The organism is Cupriavidus sp. 96C5-1 (assembly GCF_057798855.1).
This window is the reverse complement of the sequence record NZ_JBYOJU010000002.1, coordinates 225690-242564: the sequence shown is the minus strand read 5'-3', so window position 1 is coordinate 242564 and position 16875 is coordinate 225690. Positions and strand designations below refer to the sequence as shown.

14 protein-coding genes are annotated in these 16875 nt (G+C 65.0%); 9 read left to right on the top strand and 5 right to left on the bottom strand.

The features are described from left to right. Nucleotides 1-7: 7 nt before the first annotated feature. Both AC3FOF_RS03650 and AC3FOF_RS03645 read right to left on the bottom strand, forming a co-directional pair. Complete coding sequence (locus AC3FOF_RS03650; RefSeq protein WP_488725802.1) at nucleotides 8-1588, bottom strand: aldehyde dehydrogenase (NADP(+)); 1581 nt, start codon at nucleotides 1586-1588, stop codon at nucleotides 8-10. 68 nt (nucleotides 1589-1656) lie between these two features. After that, on the bottom strand, nucleotides 1657-2589 hold the full coding sequence (locus AC3FOF_RS03645) for a dihydrodipicolinate synthase family protein (RefSeq protein WP_017229197.1): 933 nt from the start codon (nucleotides 2587-2589) through the stop codon (nucleotides 1657-1659). Nucleotides 2590-2734: 145 nt separating this feature from the next. On the opposite strand from AC3FOF_RS03645, the gene AC3FOF_RS03640 reads away from it, so the two are divergent. The 4 genes from AC3FOF_RS03640 (at nucleotide 2735) to AC3FOF_RS03625 (ending at nucleotide 7633) form a co-directional block, all read left to right on the top strand. After that, nucleotides 2735-3670, top strand: a complete 936-nt coding sequence (locus tag AC3FOF_RS03640) for a LysR family transcriptional regulator (protein ID WP_276268309.1) — start codon at nucleotides 2735-2737, stop codon at nucleotides 3668-3670. 162 nt (nucleotides 3671-3832) lie between these two features. Further along, entirely contained in the window at nucleotides 3833-4795 is a 963-nt protein-coding gene (locus AC3FOF_RS03635; protein ID WP_488725801.1) for a Bug family tripartite tricarboxylate transporter substrate binding protein, read from the top strand. A gap of 98 nt (nucleotides 4796-4893) precedes the next feature. Further along, complete coding sequence (locus tag AC3FOF_RS03630; RefSeq protein ID WP_017227263.1) at nucleotides 4894-6069, top strand: L-rhamnonate dehydratase; 1176 nt, start codon at nucleotides 4894-4896, stop codon at nucleotides 6067-6069. A 241-nt stretch (nucleotides 6070-6310) separates the two neighbouring features. Further along, nucleotides 6311-7633 (top strand): MFS transporter, encoded by a 1323-nt coding sequence (locus AC3FOF_RS03625; RefSeq protein ID WP_488725800.1) that lies wholly within the window; start codon nucleotides 6311-6313, stop codon nucleotides 7631-7633. Between the two features lie 24 nt (nucleotides 7634-7657). On the opposite strand, the gene pdxR is transcribed toward AC3FOF_RS03625, so the two are convergent. Next, on the bottom strand, nucleotides 7658-9142 hold the full coding sequence (gene pdxR / locus AC3FOF_RS03620) for a MocR-like pyridoxine biosynthesis transcription factor PdxR (RefSeq protein ID WP_276268312.1): 1485 nt from the start codon (nucleotides 9140-9142) through the stop codon (nucleotides 7658-7660). A gap of 182 nt (nucleotides 9143-9324) precedes the next feature. Between pdxR and AC3FOF_RS03615 the strand changes: the two genes are divergently transcribed. The 4 genes from AC3FOF_RS03615 (at nucleotide 9325) to AC3FOF_RS03600 (ending at nucleotide 13815) form a co-directional block, all read left to right on the top strand. Further along, nucleotides 9325-10113 (top strand): aldolase, encoded by a 789-nt coding sequence (locus AC3FOF_RS03615; RefSeq protein ID WP_017227260.1) that lies wholly within the window; start codon nucleotides 9325-9327, stop codon nucleotides 10111-10113. 50 nt (nucleotides 10114-10163) lie between these two features. Beyond that, nucleotides 10164-11054: a dihydrodipicolinate synthase family protein gene (locus tag AC3FOF_RS03610; protein WP_276268313.1), complete on the top strand. Its 891-nt coding sequence runs from the start codon at nucleotides 10164-10166 to the stop codon at nucleotides 11052-11054. A gap of 229 nt (nucleotides 11055-11283) precedes the next feature. Continuing rightward, a complete protein-coding gene (locus tag AC3FOF_RS03605; RefSeq protein WP_488725799.1) occupies nucleotides 11284-11934 on the top strand; it encodes a copper resistance protein CopQ in 651 nt (216 codons plus the stop codon). 423 nt (nucleotides 11935-12357) lie between these two features. Continuing rightward, nucleotides 12358-13815 (top strand): extracellular catalytic domain type 1 short-chain-length polyhydroxyalkanoate depolymerase, encoded by a 1458-nt coding sequence (locus AC3FOF_RS03600; RefSeq protein ID WP_488725798.1) that lies wholly within the window; start codon nucleotides 12358-12360, stop codon nucleotides 13813-13815. Nucleotides 13816-13975: 160 nt separating this feature from the next. On the opposite strand, the gene AC3FOF_RS03595 is transcribed toward AC3FOF_RS03600, so the two are convergent. Next, nucleotides 13976-14713 carry a hypothetical protein gene (locus tag AC3FOF_RS03595; RefSeq protein WP_488725797.1) on the bottom strand — a complete coding sequence of 246 codons (738 nt, stop codon included), beginning with the start codon at nucleotides 14711-14713 and terminating at the stop codon, nucleotides 13976-13978. A 320-nt stretch (nucleotides 14714-15033) separates the two neighbouring features. Between AC3FOF_RS03595 and AC3FOF_RS03590 the strand changes: the two genes are divergently transcribed. Next, entirely contained in the window at nucleotides 15034-15603 is a 570-nt protein-coding gene (locus tag AC3FOF_RS03590; RefSeq protein WP_276267730.1) for a YdeI/OmpD-associated family protein, read from the top strand. A 277-nt stretch (nucleotides 15604-15880) separates the two neighbouring features. Here the strand turns inward: AC3FOF_RS03590 and AC3FOF_RS03585 are convergent, their stop codons facing one another. Continuing rightward, the gene (locus AC3FOF_RS03585) at nucleotides 15881-16855 is read right to left on the bottom strand and encodes an alpha/beta fold hydrolase (protein WP_488725796.1); all 975 of its coding nucleotides are present in this window, start codon (nucleotides 16853-16855) and stop codon (nucleotides 15881-15883) included. Nucleotides 16856-16875: the final 20 nt, after the last annotated feature.

Below are 16875 nucleotides of genomic sequence, written 5' to 3'. Positions count from 1 at the left end.
CCGGCGGCTAGCGCCCTGGCTGCGCTTCCCCGTCGACCCGCAACGCCAGGCCGAGCGGATTGCCCGGCCGCAGCGCTTGCGGCAGCAGCGCCGCAGGCATGTCCTGATAGCAGACGGGCCGCAGGAAACGTGCGATCGCAAGCGTTCCGACCGAAGTGGAACGGCCGTCCGAGGTCGACGGATACGGCCCGCCATGCACCATCGCATGGCTTACCTCCACCCCCGTGCCGAAGCCATTGACGAGGATCCGGCCTACGCGGCGCTCCAGCGCGGGCAGGAAAGCGCGCGCGGCCTCGTAGTCGGCTTCGTCGATATGGATAGCCGCGGTAAGCTGGCCTTCGAGCGCCTCCACCACGCGGCGCATGCTGGCCAGGTCGGGGCAACGGACCACCAGCGACGCCGCGCCGAAAATCTCGGCGCGCAGCGCTTCGTTCTCCAGGAAGGCCTCGGCACTGGTCGAAAACAGCCCCGCCTGCCCCTGGTATGGCGCGCCAGCCTGGCCGCGCGCCAGGGTGCTGACCTGCGGATGGCAGGCGAGCGCATCGACGCCCGCACCATAGGCACGGTGAATGCCCGGGGTCAGCATGGTCGATGCCGGCGCCCGCGCAATGGCCGCGCCGGCCGCTTCGAGGAAGCGGTCCAGGCCGGGACCATCCACCGCGAGCACCAGGCCGGGGTTGGTGCAGAACTGGCCCGCGCCGAGCATCAGCGATGCGGCGAACGCCTGGCCGATCGCGTCGGCACGGCTGCCCAGCGCATGCGGGAACAGCAGCACGGGGTTGATGCTGCTCATCTCCGCATAGACGGGAATCGGCTCGCCGCGGGCCGCGGCCAGCTTCATCAGCGCCGTGCCGCCGGCGCGCGAGCCGGTGAAGCCCACAGCCTTGATGCGGTGATCGGTGACCAGGCCCTGGCCGATCTGCAGGCCGGCATCGAACAGCAGCGAGAATGTGCCCTCGGGCAAACCCAGGTCGCTGACCGCTTTCTGGATAGCGCGGCCAACCAGCTCGGACGTGCCGGGATGCGCCGGGTGCGCCTTGGCGATGACCGGGCAGCCCGCCGCCAGCGCCGATGCCGTGTCGCCACCCGCCACCGAGAACGCGAGCGGGAAATTGCTGGCGCCGAAGACGGCGACCGGGCCCAGCGCGATATTGCGCAGGCGCAGGTCCGCGCGCGGCAGCGGTTTGCGTTCGGGCTGCGCGGGATCGATGCGCAGGTCCAGGAAATCGCCCTGGCGCACCACGGCGGCAAACAAGCGGAGCTGGCCCACGGTGCGCCCGCGCTCGCCTTCGATGCGCGCGCGCGGCAACCCGCTCTCGCTGACGCAGCGTTCGATCAGCGCGTCGCCAAGCGCCAGGATATTGGCGGCGATCGTTTCCAGGAAGAGGGCTCGCTGTTCGAGCGGGGTGTCGCGGTAGACATCGAAGGCCTGGCCCGCCAGCGCGCAGGCCTGCTCCAGTTGCTCCGGCGCGGCCCCGCCGAAGGCGGGTTCCAGCGTTTCCCCCGTGGCCGGATCGACGGCCCGGATCACGCCATGGGTGCCGCGCACGGACTGGCGGCCAATCAGCTGTTCGCCTGAAATCTTCATATTGGATCCTTGGAATGAAAAGGCGGCGCCGATGCCGCGCCGCCGATAATGCGTTGCCCGCCAGGGGTTTACCTGCCCCAGCGCAGCACCAGCGGATCCAGCCTGCGCGCGATCTGCAGCAGGCCGGCGCGCGTGGCGGGATGCATCGGCTGCAAGGGATGGCGCACCGCGTCGGAGGCGATCACGCCGCCTTCCTTCATCAGCACCTTGCTGGTGGCCAGCCAGCCCTGGCGGTTTTCATGGTTGATCAGCGGCAGCCATTGCTGGTAGTGCTGCGCAGCCAGTTCCGTATCGCCTGCCTGGTAGGCATCCACGATCCTGCGGATACCGTCCGGAAAGCCAGCGCCTGTCATGGCGCCGGTGGCGCCGGCATCCAGGTCGGCCATCAGCGTGATGGCCTCTTCCCCGTCCCACGGGCCCACGATGGCGTCGCCGCCGAGTTCGATCAGCTCGCGCAGCTTGGCCGCCGATTGCGGCACTTCGATCTTGAAGTAGGAGACGTTGGCGATCTCCTTCGCCATGCGGGCCAGGAACGGGGCCGACAGCGCGGTGCCGCTGACCGGGGCGTCCTGGATCATGATGGGAATATCGATGGCGTTCGACACAGCGGCGAAGAAATCGTAGATGCCGCGCTCCGGCACGCGGATGGTGGCGCCGTGATACGGCGGCATCACCATCACCATGGCGGCGCCGGCATCCTGCGCGGCGCGGCTGCGTTCGGCGCAGATGCGCGAGCTGAAATGCGTGGTGGTGACGATCACCGGCACGCGGCCCGCCACGTGGTCCAGCACGGTCTTCATCAGCAGGCTGCGCTCGTCGTCGGCAAGCACGAACTGCTCCGAGAAATTGGCCAGGATGCAGATGCCGTTGGAACCGGCGTCGATCATGAAGTCGATGCAGCGGCGCTGCCCGTCGAGATCGAGGCCGCCCTGCTCGTCGAAGATGGTGGGGGCCACCGGGAATACGCCGCGATGGACGGGCTGGGTACTGTGCATGGTCATGGTCTCCTTATTGTTCCGGCGGGGCAGCCTTGCTGCGAGGCACCCAATATACGGTGCGCCCCGCAGCGATGTATATTGAAACCTTTCCATCGCGTGATCGCTTTTGCGACTCACCACCCTATCCCCCCACCTCCCGCGAGTACGCATGAAAGCCACGCTGGACGTCCTGATGTCGCGCCTGCGCATGAAGCAGCTGCAGTTGCTGATCGCGCTGGACGACCATAAATCCCTGCACCAGGCCGCATCGGCCATGGCCATGACGCAGTCCGCCGCCAGCAAGTCGCTGCAGGAACTGGAATCCATGCTGGATGCGCCGCTGTTCGCGCGTTCCAAGACCGGCATGCGCCCCAACCCCTTCGGCCACTGCGTGATCCGCTACGCGCGCCTGATGGCGACCGACCTGACCGCGCTCTGCCAGGACATGGCCGAGATACGCTCCGGCCAGGGCGGCCACCTGGCGATCGGCTCCATCATGGGCGCGGTGCCGGAAGTGCTGGTGCCGGCGCTGGAAGCCATGCAGACAGCCCAACCCAACCTGTCCATCGAGATCGTCGAGGACACCAGCCTGCGCATGCTCGCGCTGCTGGACGACGGACGCCTGGACCTGGCCATCGGCCGCGCCTTGGTCAGCGACCAGCCGGCCAGGTACCAGTACGAGGCGCTCGGGGACGAGCCGGTCTCGGTGGTGGTCGGCCACGCCCACGCCGCGCCCCGTGCCAGGGAGATGACGTTTGCCGACCTCGCCGGCTATCGCTGGATCGTCTATCCCGGACAGATGCCCATGCACGCCCTGCTGCAGCGCGAACTGGACATGGCCGGCCTCGGCATGCCGCCCAATGCGATCACGACCTCCTCCACCTTTGTCACCGCCGCCATGCTGCAGCGCAGCGCAAAGCTGGTTTCCCTGTTGCCGACCAGCGTGGCGGCGCTGTTCGCCCGGCAAAGGATGCTGCGGATCTTGCCGGTCCGGATGCAGTCCAGGCAGCAGACCTTCGGCATCGTGACCCGGCGCGGGGGCACGCTCTCCGCCGCCGCCGGCGAATTGATCCGCTTGCTGCGCGCGGGCGCCGCCGCGGGGTAGGCCAGCCCGGCAACTGGCTGGACGGGTGCCCGCGGCATCCGCCAGAGTATTCCTGCAAGTAATCACCCATTCAAAAAACGTCAGTAGTCACGTATCGCTCCCGACCCTATAGTCTGGCTGACCGCGCTTCGGCGCAGGCCAACAACAACGTGGGAGACAACGATGAAAAGATGGCTGACCGGTGCGATCGCCGGCCTGATGGGATTCGCCGCCGCCCCCGGCGCCCAGGCGCAGGACACCCGCCCGGTGCGGCTGATGGTGGGCGCGGCCCCCGGCGGCGGCACCGACGTGATGGCCCGCATCGTCTCCGAGAAGCTGGCCGCCATCCTCAAGCAAGCGGTCGTGGTGGACAACCGCCCGGGCGCCTCCAACACCATCGCCGCCGACATCACCGCCAAGGCGGTGCCGGACGGCAACACGCTGCTGATGGGCGTGGTCACCTCGCAGGCCATCGCGCCGCACCTGCTCAAGCTGCAGTTCAATCCGCTCAAGGACCTGGCCCCGGTGGCCTTGGTCGCAACGGTGCCCAATGTGCTGGTGGTCAACAACCAGGTGCCGGCGCGCGACGTGAAAGCGCTGGTGGCGCAGATCCAGGCCAACCCGGACAAATTCCGCTACAGCTCCTCCGGCGTCGGCAGCACCCAGCACCTGGCCGGCGCGGCCTTTGCGCAACAGATCCACGGCAAGCTGCTGCACGTGCCGTACAAGAGCAGCAGCAGCGCGCTGGTGGACCTGATGGGCGGGCAGGTCGACATGAGCTTCGAGACCATGCCTTCGGTGATCAACTTCATCAAGTCCGGCAAGCTGCGCGCGCTGGCGGTCACCGCCGACCGGCGCTCGGCGCTGCTGCCCGATGTGCCCACGCTGGCCGAAGCCGGCGTGCCGGGCATCCAGATGAACGCCTGGTACGGCGTCTATGCGCCCGGCGGCACGCCGCCCGCCACGCTGCAGAAGCTGAGCGCGGCGCTGGCCACTGTCCTCAAGGACCCCGACACCGTGCGGCGCCTCAACGACGTGGGCGCGCTGCCCGGCACGCTCGGCTCGGCCCAGTTCGATGCCTTCTCCCGCGCGGAGTTTGCCCGCTACGGCAAGCTCATCGGCGAGCTGGGCGTGAAACTCGACTGACACCACGCTGCTTTGCCTCTCTCTTTTCCGCAAGCGCGCCCCACTGCCCCGGCACGCGCTTGCCGCCAGGCCAACCCCGATCATTGACGGAGAACACCTTGAAAATCACCAACGTCCGCGCCCGCGTCTTCGAATGGAAGGGCAAGACCGTGCCCCCGCAGGCACACTTCTGCACCAACGCCACCGACATCCTGTTCGAGCGGGGCGACGCCATGGGCTCCTTCCGCTTCCACGGCTGGCTGGTGGTGGAAGTGCAGACCGATACCGGCCTGGTCGGCATCGGCAACTGCGCGCTCGCGCCGCGCGTGGCCAAGGAGATCGTGGACCAGTACCTGGCCCCCATCGTGATCGGCCAGGACCCGTTCGACAACGAATACCTGTGGCAGAAGATGTACCGCCGCACCCATGCCTGGGGCCGCAAGGGCATCGGCATGGCCGCCATCTCGGCGGTGGACATCGCGCTGTGGGACCTGATGGGCAAGGCGGTGGGCAAGCCGGTGTTCAAGCTGCTGGGCGGCCGCACCAAGGAGAAGATCTGGTGCTACGCCTCCAAGCTCTATAACAACGACGACCGCGACGCCTTCCTGGCCGAGGCCCGGCGCTATCTCGACCAGGGCTTCACCGCCATGAAGATGCGCTTCGGCTACGGCCCCAAGGACGGCGCCGCCGGCATGCAGAAGAATATCGAGCAGGTGCGCCTGCTGCGCGAACTGGTGGGCGACAACGTCGACATCATGCTGGAGTGCTATATGGGCTGGACGCTCGAATACGCGCGCCGCATGCTGCCGCGCCTGGCCGAGTTCAACCCGCGCTGGCTGGAAGAGCCGGTCATCGCCGACGACATCGAAGGCTACGCCGAGCTGAAGAAGATGAGCCCCTTCCCCATCTCCGGCGGCGAGCACGAATTCACCTCCTACGGCTTCAAGGACCTGCTGGAGCGCCGCGCGGTGGACGTGATCCAGTACGACACCAACCGGGTCGGCGGCATCACCGCCGCGCAGAAGATCAACGCCATGGCCGAGGCGTGGTCGGTGCCGGTGATCCCGCACGCGGGCCAGATGCACAACTACCACCTCACCATGGCCTCGACCGCGTCGCCGATGTCCGAGTTCTTCCCGGTGCACGACGTGGAAGTGGGCAACGAGTTGTTCTACTACATCTTCAAGGGCGAGCCGGCGCCGGACAAGGGCTACCTGCAGCTCGACGACAACCTGCCGGGGCTGGGGCTGACGCTGAACGAAGCGTATTTCGGGGAGTTCGACATTATCGGGTAAGCGCGGGCGGTGGCGGCTGGGTGGATAGCAACAAGCCCCGCATCCCCCTCATGCATGGCGCAACCAGGCCGCGCCGGACTTACGCCACGCGCATGAAGAATCGCGGCTCACGCGGGAATGCGGACGACGCCATGCCGCGTGGGCTCCGCAAGCCTCTTTCGGTATCGGGCCGGACAGACCGGCCTACGACAATCGCGCCTGACCTGAGCAGTCACGGCGGAGAAACAATGGAGACAGAACGATGACTGCCCTGAATGCAGCCGAGGGCCTGCTTGCGCGCGCCATCACGAAAAGCCGCGCACGCCTGCTGCCCTTCCTGGTCCTGATGTATATCCTTGCGTTTATCGACCGCGCCAACGTCGGCTTTGCCAAGAACGCACTGCTGGCCGACACCGGGCTGAGCGATGCCGCCTTTGCCTTCGGCGCCAGCATCTTTTTCGTTGGCTATGCCTGCTTTGAAGTCCCCAGCAACCTGATGCTCCACCGGCTGGGTGCGCGTATCTGGCTGTGCCGGATCATGGTGACATGGGGCGTGGTATCGGCCGCGATGATGTTCGCGCATGACGCCACCACCTTTTATGTGCTGCGCTTCCTGCTTGGCATTGCCGAAGCCGGCTTCTTTCCCGGCATCATCCTCTACCTGACCTACTGGTTCCCCGCGCAGAGCCGCGGCCAGGCGCTCGGCCTGTTCTACTTTGGCCTGCCGCTGGCTCTGGTGCTGGGCAGCCCGCTGTCAGGCTGGCTGCTTGAGTTCCACGGCGTGTTCGGCCTGCGCAACTGGCAATGGCTGTTCGTGGTGGAAGGCCTGATGGCTTCCGCGGTCGGCATCCTCGCCTATTTCTATCTGGTCGACCGGCCGGCCCAGGCGCGCTGGCTCCACCCCGACGAAAAACAGGCCTTGCAGGCGGCGCTGGCGGCGGAAGACGAGCGCAAGCGCGATCAGAGCCCGCATGGCTTCCTGGGGGCCCTGCGCAATCCGCGCGTGCTGCAGTTCTGCCTGGCGTATTTCACGATCCAGATGAGCGTCTACGGCGTGGTGTTCTACCTGCCGGCGCGCATTGCCGGCTTGCTGGACGGCAAGATCGGACTGACCGTGGGCATGCTGACCGCGGTGCCATGGATCTGCGCCCTGGTGGTGACCCGCCTGGTCACGCGCCGCGCCGACGCCAGCGGCCAGCATCGCCGCCTTGCGGTTTGCATGCTGACCATGGCCGCGCTCGGCATTGCCGCCTCGGCGTTGGCATCCAGCATCGTCCCGGTCGTGGTGGCGTTCTGTTTTGCGGCGGCCGGCTTCGTTGCCGTGCAGCCGCTGTTCTGGACCATGCCCACCAGCTTCCTCAGCGGCGCGGCTGCCGCCAGCGGCATTGCGCTGATCAACTCGCTGGGAAATCTCGGCGGCTTTGTCGCACCGAACCTGAAGACGCTGATGGAGCGCCAGTTCGGCGACCCGCGCGCCGGCATGTTCGCCCTCGCCGTGGTCGGCCTGCTGGGCGCCATCCTGATCGCCCGCCTGAAGGGATCGGCGCCGCTTGCTCCGCATCGTCCGCTGGTGCCAGCCCGGTGAATATCCAAGAACCACCTGGCCGGATCAGCCGCGGCACTTCCGCCGTGCAGCCCCAAGCCGCCGGATGGCGGTGCCGAGTTCGGCCTCGTCCAGGTTGCCATAGCCCAGCCGGAACCCCTCCACATTTCCCGGGCCGTTCAGATAGACGCTGCCGGGCAGGCAATCGACGCCTTCGGCGCTGGCCGCCTCGGTGAAGCGCCGTATGCCGATGCCTTCGTGCAGATGCAGCCAGAGCGCGAGGCCGCCAATGGGTACCTGGAAGCTGGCGTCGGCGCCGAGTTCTCCGCGTACCAGCGATGCGCAGAGGTCGCGCCGCTGCTCGTAGATCTTGAGCGCGCGCCGGATGTGCCGCTTCAGTTCGCCCGACTCCATCAGTTCGGTGACCGCGATTTCGGTCAGCGCATTGCCTTGCCGGTCGATCAGCATGATTTCCGCGGCGCATTGCGCCACGAACCCCGCGGAGGCAACGATGTAGCCAAGGCGCAATCCCGGCGCCAGGACTTTGGAGAGCGAGCCGATCAGCAGCACATGACCGGTGCCGGTCATGCTCGCCAGCGGAAACACCGGATTGGAGGAGAAATGGAACTCATGGTCGTAGTCGTCCTCGACCACGACGAAGCCATATTTCCTGGCCAGCGCCAGCAGCTTGAGCCGCCGGTCCGCCGGCATCGTCACCGTGGTCGGGAACTGGTGATGCGGGGTGGTGAAGACCGCCTTGAGCTGCGTGGCCTGGCACACCCGCTCAAGTGCTTCCGGGATCAGGCCGTGCTCATCCTGCTCGATATCGAGCACGGTTGCGCCGCACGAGCGGAACGCCGCGCGCGCCGGCGGATAGCTCAGTGTTTCGAATGCCACGCGGTCACCGGGACGCGTCAGCAGGCGGGCGGCGAGATAGATGCCCATCTGGCTGCCGCGCACCACGCAGATATTCTCCTCGCGCACGTTAAGGCCGCGCTCCAGCCGGAGCATGGCGGCAATCGCCGCTCTCAGCGCGGGCTCGCCGCGCGGGTCGCCATAGCCGAGACGGTTCGCCCTGGCAGACGCCACCAAGGCATGGCGATACGCCCGCGATAGCAGGTCGAAAGGGATCAGGCGGGTATCCGGAACCCCGTCGGTAATGACGATCCGCCCGGTGCCCGCGGCGCCCGCCAGGGGCAGCGTGGCCCGGAGCAGGTCCTCGCCCTCGCTGCCGGCGGACGAGGCAAAGCCGGCATAGGCGGCCTCGTCGGCACTGCCCGCATCCGGCTTGGGGAGCCGCCTGGAGACGAAGGTCCCGCGTTTCTCCTGGGTTTCGAGCCAGCCTTGCGCTTCGAGTTCTTCGTAGGCGAGCACCACGGTCTTCCGGTTCACGCCCAGATCGCCTGCGAGGACGCGCGTGCCGGGCAGCGCCATGCCCGGCTCCAGGCGGCCGCGGCGGATCTCCTCGATGACCGACTGGACGATCCGCAGATGAAGCGAATCGTCGCCGGATTGCGCCGGCAATAGCGCGAGCTTCCATGTCCTGAGCATTTTTCCCTTTCCCGATCTGGACCAGCAGGAATTCTAATTCTGGATGTTTCAAATGGTCCAGCCCAACTCTAGGATTGCTCCCTGTGCAGAGGCAAGGCACCTGCCATCCGCCACTGGCACCGCAAGGGTGGCGGCGCTCTGCGCCGCTACCGCATGGTTGAACCCACGACTTGGAGCCTTCAATGGCCGACACCCTTACGACTTCAAAAGCGCAGCTGGTCGCCCTGGCCCACCAGCAGATGCAAGGCGCCATCCAGGCCCCGGCATGGTCCACCCGGGAGAAGCTGGCGCTGACGTGCCGGATCCTCTTCGACGCCGGGCACGATTCCGGCCTGGCCGGCCAGATCACCGCCCGCGCCGAATCCGGGGACACGTACTACACGCAGCGCTTCGGCCTCGGCTTCGACGAGATCACGGCCTCGAACCTGGTGCACGTGGACCAGGACCTCAAGCTGGTCAGCGGAGAAGGCATGCCCAACCCGGCAAACCGCTTTCATACCTGGGTCTACCGCGCGCGCCCCGAGGTGAACTGCATCATCCATACGCACCCGCTGCATGTGGCCGCGCTGTCGATGCTGGAGGCGCCGCTGCAGGTCTCGCATATGGATACCTGCCCGCTGTACGACGATTGCGCCTTCCTCGCGGAATGGCCGGGGGTCCCGGTGGGCAACGAGGAAGGGGAGATCATCTCGCGCGCCCTCGGCGACAAGCGGGCCATCCTGCTCGCGCATCACGGCCAGCTGGTGACCGGCAGGACCATCGAGGAAGCCTGCAATCTCGCCGTGCTGATCGAACGCGCGGCCAGGATGCAACTGCTCGCCATGGCTGCGGGGACGATCAAGGCCATTCCGGTGGCGCTGGCACGCGAGGCGCACGACTGGATCTCGACCGCCAAGCGCGACCAGGCCTCGTTCTCCTACTACGCACGCAAGGCCCTGGCCCGGCAAGCGCACCAGGACTGCATTGCGTGACGCCGCAAGCCGCCCCCCCATCCCCTCCAGACAAGACAAAGCAGGCAATCATGACCCACAAGATCCACGGCATCGTTTCGTATCCCATCACGCCGTTCAATCCCGCTGACGGCAGCGTGGACCTCCCCACCCTGAAGCGCCTCATCGACCGCCTCGTGGCGAACGGCTCTCACGCCATCGCACCGCTCGGCAGCGCCGGCGAAAGCGCCTATCTCACCGACGCGGAATGGGAGGCAGTGGCCGAGGCATCCATCCGGCACGTTGCCAGGCGGCTCCCGGTGATCGTGGGCATCTCCGACCTGACCACGCGCAACGCCGTGCGGCGCGCGAAGTTCGCGGAACAGGCCGGCGCGGACGCGGTGATGGTCATGCCGGTGGCGTACTGGAAGCTGTCGGATGCCGAGATCTTCCGTCACTACGCCGAAATCGCGCAGGCCGTGGGCCTGCCGATCATGGTGTACAACAATCCCGCGACCAGCGGCATCGATATGCCGCCGGCGTTGATCTTCAAGCTGTTCAGCGAGATCGATAACGTAACCATGGTCAAGGAAAGCACGGGAGACATCCAGCGCATGCACCGCCTGCAACAGCTCTCTGACGGCGGCATTCCCTTGTTCAACGGAAGCAATCCGCTGGCGCTGGAAGCCTTCGCCGCCGGCGCGGCGGGCTGGTGTACCGCCGCGCCCAATCTGATCCCCGAATGGCCGGCCCGGCTGTATGAAGCCTGCACGCGCGGCGACCTGGTACAGGCACGCGAGGTCTTCTACCGGCAACTGCCCCTGCTCCAGTTCATTCTCAAAGGCGGCCTGCCCACCACCGTGAAGGCCGGACTGAACCTTGTCGGCTTCATGGCAGGCATCCCGCGCGCGCCGCTACAGCCGTTGAGCAAGGAGGGCGAAGCGCAACTGGGGGCGATACTGGCCGGACTGGCCGCTCGATAGCCGTTGTCCGGATGCGGGCCCGGCTCGATTCGCCGAGCCAGGCTCCGCACCAATATTCAAAAATACTGAACAATCTATCCGGATAAGGCGAGTCCAAGGCTCCGATGGCTCTTCTATAGTTCGTTACATGAACGGCGCACAGCAAAGAGAAACCAGCAAAGCAACGTTCTGGCAGATCCAACGAACAATCAACAAAATTCAACGAATTTCCCAGATACCGGAGAACATCATGACCAAGACCTTCGCCCGCAAGCTCGTTTCCACCCTCGTGCTGTCGTTCGCCGCCATCGGCGCCGCCCATGCCGCCAGCGCCGCCACCGCTAGGGACCTGCTCCCCGGCGACAAGTATGGCTACGAGTTCCGCACCCACGACACCTTCACCGACGGCGCACGCTCCGGCAAGCTCGACGTCTTCACCGAAGGCGCCCTGGTTGCCGGCCTGGATCGCTCGAGTGTCTCGGCCTCTCCGGCCCGCAGCTTCGATGCCTACACCGATGGCGCACGCACCGGCAAACTCGACGTCTTCACCGAGGGCGCCCTGGTTGCCGGCCTGGATCGCTCGGGTGTCTCGGCCTCTCCGGCCCGCAGCTTCGATGCCTACACCGATGGCGCACGCACCGGCAAGCTCGACGTCTTCACCGAGGGCGCCCTGGTTGCCGGCCTGGATCGCTCGGGTGTCTCGGCCTCTCCGGCCCGCAGCTTCGATGCCTACACCGATGGCGCACGCACCGGCAAGCTCGATGTCTTCACCGAGGGCGCCCTGGTTGCTGGCCTGGATCGCTCGGGTGTCTCGGCCTCTCCGGCCCGCAGCTTCGATGCCTACACCGATGGCGCACGCTCCGGCAAGCTCGACGTCTTCACCGAAGGCGCCAACGTCTGATGCAACCGCAACACCCCCGGCTCCCCACGCCGCGGTACCGCCTGACACGGTGCCGCGGCCTTGACGGCCGATGCCGCGAGGCAACGTTCTGCAACGCCGTCTCACTAGGGTAAGCCACTAGTTGAAACCCTCTTCTCCGCCTCCTACCATGAAACATGAATCATGTCTCATGTTAGTCAGGCCAGCCAGGCCGCGCCCGGCCGCCAGTCCGACCACATCGCATAGCGACAATCCGCGCGCGTAGCCCCCCGGTTCCTGCCGCAGGTTTTCCGTAGTCCCGTTTCAAGGCCAATACCGTAGTTCCGGAAGCTTTGCCCGACGGCATCCGGGGCGAAGTCCTGCCCGTTTTCCGCCGGTCGCGCCGCGTGGCGCAAGGTAGCTGAAGAAAACACAGAAAGGAGACTGGAAACAATGAAATCCTGCATGGAACGTCAATGGTTGCGCATGCTGGCCGCAATGCTCCTGGCCACGCTGTACGCATTTTCGGCGCACGCCGCCACGGCCGGGCCTGGCGCGTGGAGCGGCCAGCAGACCTGGGCTGCGGACACGGTCAATGGCGGCAGCCTGACCGGCTATTTCTATTGGCCCGCCAGCCAGCCGACCACGCCGAATGGCAAGCGCGCGCTGGTGCTGGTCCTGCACGGCTGCCAGCAGACGGCCACCGGCGATGTCGTCGACAATGCCAACGGCGGTGGTTTCAACTGGAAAACGATTGCCGACCAATATGGGGCGGTCATCCTCGCTCCGAACGCGACCGGCAATGTCTACAGCAACCATTGCTGGGATTACGCGAATACCGCGCCGAGCCGCACCTCGGGCCATGTCGGCGTCCTGCTGGATCTCGTCAATCGCTTTGTCGGCAATGCGCAATATGCGATCGACCCCAACCAGGTCTACGTGGCCGGCCTGTCATCGGGCGGCGGCATGACGATGGTGCTGGGCTGCATTGCGCCGGATATGTTCGCGGGCGTGGGCATCAACGCAGGTCCGCCGCCGGGCACCACGACCGCGCAGATCGGCTTTGTCCCGTCCGGCTATACGGCCACGACGGCGGCCAACCAATGCAAGTCATGGGCCGGCACCAACGCCGGCAAGTTCACCACGCAGATTGCCGGCGCGGTCTGGGGCACGTCGGACTACACGGTGGCGCAGGCCTATGGCCCGCTCGACACGGCGGCGTTCCGCCAGATCTACGGCGGCACGTTCACGCGGGGAACCGCGGTCTCGATTACCGGCGGCGGCACCAATACGCCCTACACCGACAGCAACGGCAAGGTGCGTACGCATGAAATCACGGTATCCGGCATGGCCCACGCCTGGCCGGCCGGCACCGGCGGCGACAATACCAACTACGTGGACGCCTCGCACATCAACTACCCGGTGTTCCTGATGGACTACTGGGTCGTGAACAACCTGCGCGCCGGCGCCGGCCCCGTGCAACCGGGCACGCCGCCGACCGGGCTTGCCGTCACCGGCACGACGCAGACCTCGATATCCCTGTCCTGGAATCCGGTCACCAACGCAAGCGGCTACAACATTTACCGCAACGGCACGCAGGTTGGCTCGTCGACATCGACAAGCTATACCGATTCGGGCCTGATCGCAGGCACCAGCTACAGCTACGCGGTCACGGAAATCGATCCCGCCTCCGGAGAAAGCGCCAGATCAACCGCGATCGCGGCCACGACGCAATCGAGCTTCACCTGCACGGCCACGACGGCCAGCAACTACGCCCACGTCGTTGCCGGGCGCGCGCACGATAGCGGCGGCATCGCGTATGCCAACGGCTCGAACCAGAGCATGGGCCTCGATAACGTGTTCTACACGAATACGCTCGCGCAGACGGCTGCCGGCTACTATGTGGTCGGCAGTTGCCCGTAATCGCCTGCTGCGCGCATCGTGGTGCCAGGCCGCCTGACGGCGGCCTTCTCTGGGTTCTTTGCCGCTATGTGGAGGGGAGAGGGGAACCAAGGTCGCTTGTCGACCCGGTTCCGTCCATTCGACAGACGTCAGGATAGCGGCCGCTTCCATTCCGTTGCGGTCATGCGGACGTTCGCCGGCCATCGGCCGATATGCCGTAAAACCTGTAAAAATCCGCGATCGGGGCTTCTACGGCGAGCGCCTGCAGCGGGAAGGCCAGCGCCAGGTCTCCAAGGCCGGTAAGCCGCTCGAGCCGGCTCTTGAAATCCTGTACAACGCCGTGTCTAAGCGAGCCGTTGCGGTCGAGAAACTGCCCCCATAGCGATACGTGGCGATACCTCGGTTCTGCGACCCTGGCGCTGGCGATGTACGACGCGGGAAAGCACCGCTGATACGCAGGAAGGTTATAGAGCCACGAGGTGCCGACTACACCCTTCACATTGTTCCCGGCGCGCCTGACGTTACCGAAAATTGACCGAAGCTCACCAAGCCGTGCAGGCAGGCGCTCACCGCTCAAAGGCGATGTGGTGGCCGGCTCCGCGTTTCGGAAATGAATTCGCACGTGTTCCTCGCCTTGCATCGCATACGAAAAACAGGCGGACGTCGCGGCGGGCCATAAGTCTTCGCCTTGCGCGAGATAGAAGCGATAGGTCCAGTCGCAAACATCCGATGAGCGGGTCACGCCGTCGACGTAGCGACGCCAAATCGGGTGGCTGTGATTGAAATCCCTGCCTAGCCCGAAGCGAATGTAGAGATTCGTGTAGTCGAGCAAAGCCCGGCCGATGGGCAGTCCGGCAAGAGCCGCAACCGCCTTCGCAGCCTCGATCTGGAGCGCGAAAAATTCCTTGCTGTAAACCATCGGAACCTGTTGCCACTGGCAATAGTCATCAATGTTCCAGCATTCTATGCCAGTGACCGCCCCTCGCCGGCTTCGGGCGGCCAATACTGGCACATCGACTGCCTGGAACTGGCCGAACTCGGAGGCTCGAAGCGTGGGTGCCGATCGTGCGTTGCCGACTCGACGGCCAACTTCCGTAGCCGACCCAAACCAGCCGACGGACTAGTGGCTACCGAGCGACCGGTCTTTGGTCGCACCACGGACGTTGATGTCCGTATAAACACACTGTTAGACTGCGGACGCCTTCCCCGCACATGTACTCAACCATTCAGGATAGTGACATGACCGAATGCGCTCTAACATTTACCAGCCAGACCGAATGGGAAAGTTGGTTAGGGCAAAACGGCAGCACTTCGACGGGAGCATGGCTGCGTCTAGCGAAAAAAGGCACCGAGCAGCGAACCGTAACCTACGAACAGGCGTTGGAAAGCGCCCTCTGCTATGGCTGGATTGATGGTCAAAAGCAGGCTGAGAGCGAGAAACACTGGTTACAACGCTTCACCCCACGCTCCGCAAAAAGCATCTGGTCCAAACTTAACAAAGACAGGGCAGAAGCGCTGATCGCCGCAGGCAGAATGCGCCCGCCCGGCATGTGCGAAATCGAGAAAGCTAGGAAGGACGGCCGCTGGAAGGCTGCTTATACGTCGGCCAGTAACTCGATAGTGCCGGACGACCTGCAGGTGGCTTTGGACGCAAATCCGGAAGCCAAGAAGTTTTTTGCAACACTGAACAGCCGTAACCGCTATGCCATCCTGTTTCGGATACAGAATGCCAAAAAACCAGAAACAAGGGCGCGTAAAATCGAGGAATTCGTCAACATGCTGAACCGTGGCGAAACCTTCTATCCATAGATCTTGCGCTTCTGACGGAGAATTTGCCAAAACGGGGGCATGGCATATAAACCCCTAATGGCCGCTTCGCACTGGCCGGCAAGCGCCCGCTCGCCGGCTATCGGGTTGTCATACTTCAGCTTGCTCCGCCAATTCGAGCGCGTCGTCTCACACGTCTGAAGGGAGACCAAGTCTGCACTTCCTCGCATGGTCGCGGCCCGACCCTTCTCCGACATACCCTCCTGAGCGCGGAATGTCCGCTAACCGTAGTTGAACCGTCAGACCACGCCGGAGTGAATCAAAGCTCGCGAAGAAACGCAATCAATGCGGAGTTAACGAAATCCGGCGCCTCTTGCTGTAGCCAGTGCCCTGCTCGCGGAACCACTCGAGAGGCGCGCAGGTTTGGCACGATCTGGGGCATGGCGCCGATGATGTCGTGCATGCCTGGAATTGCCAGACCCGTGTCTCGCTCGCCAACAAGGTATAGGGCGGGAACCTCGATCAACAGGCCCTCGAAAGCGGCTTGCACTTCCCAGTTGCGGTCTAGGTTGCGATAGTAGTTCAATCCGCCGCGAAAGCCAGAAACGCTGAATGCCTGAACGAATCTGTCCAGGTCGGCGGGCGCGAGCCACGCGGGCAACGAGGACGGATCATTCAGAGAGTCAAGGAGCCCGCCACTCCGTAGCAGAAGTCCAAAAGGATTAGGTGTATTCGCGTCGCGGACACCTACATCGCCCGATGCAGAAAAATAGATCTTGCGCAATGTGGCCGCAACGTCACGCTCAAGTTCTGTTTCGGCCAACCCTGGTTGGGAAAAGTAATGTGTGTAGAACCACGTTTGATCGGTCTTCGGAAAAAGCCGACTCGGCGCCATCGGCGCGCGGCCCATCATTGGCACACCGAGCGCAGCGACCGCGCGAAAGCGGTCGGGCCGAAGCATCGCAGCCTGCCAGGCAATGGTTGCGCCCCAATCATTTCCCACGACGACTGCGTCGCGTTCTCCGAGCACATCAACAAGCGCAACCAGGTCAGCGACAACGTCCAAGGTTGTGTACTGTCCGATCGCCGCTGGACATTCGCTTGATCCGTAGCCACGCAAATCTGGGGCAACTGCGCGGAAGCCGGCGCGCGCAAGTGCCCCCAGTTGGTGCCGCCAGGCATGCGAGGTCTCGGGAAAGCCGTGACAAAGCAACACTAATGGACCATCGCCCTGTTCTGCGACGTGCAGGCGGATGCCGTTGGTTTCAATATAGGTTTGACGGTATGCACTCATGCTTGCTCGAAGAGACAGTT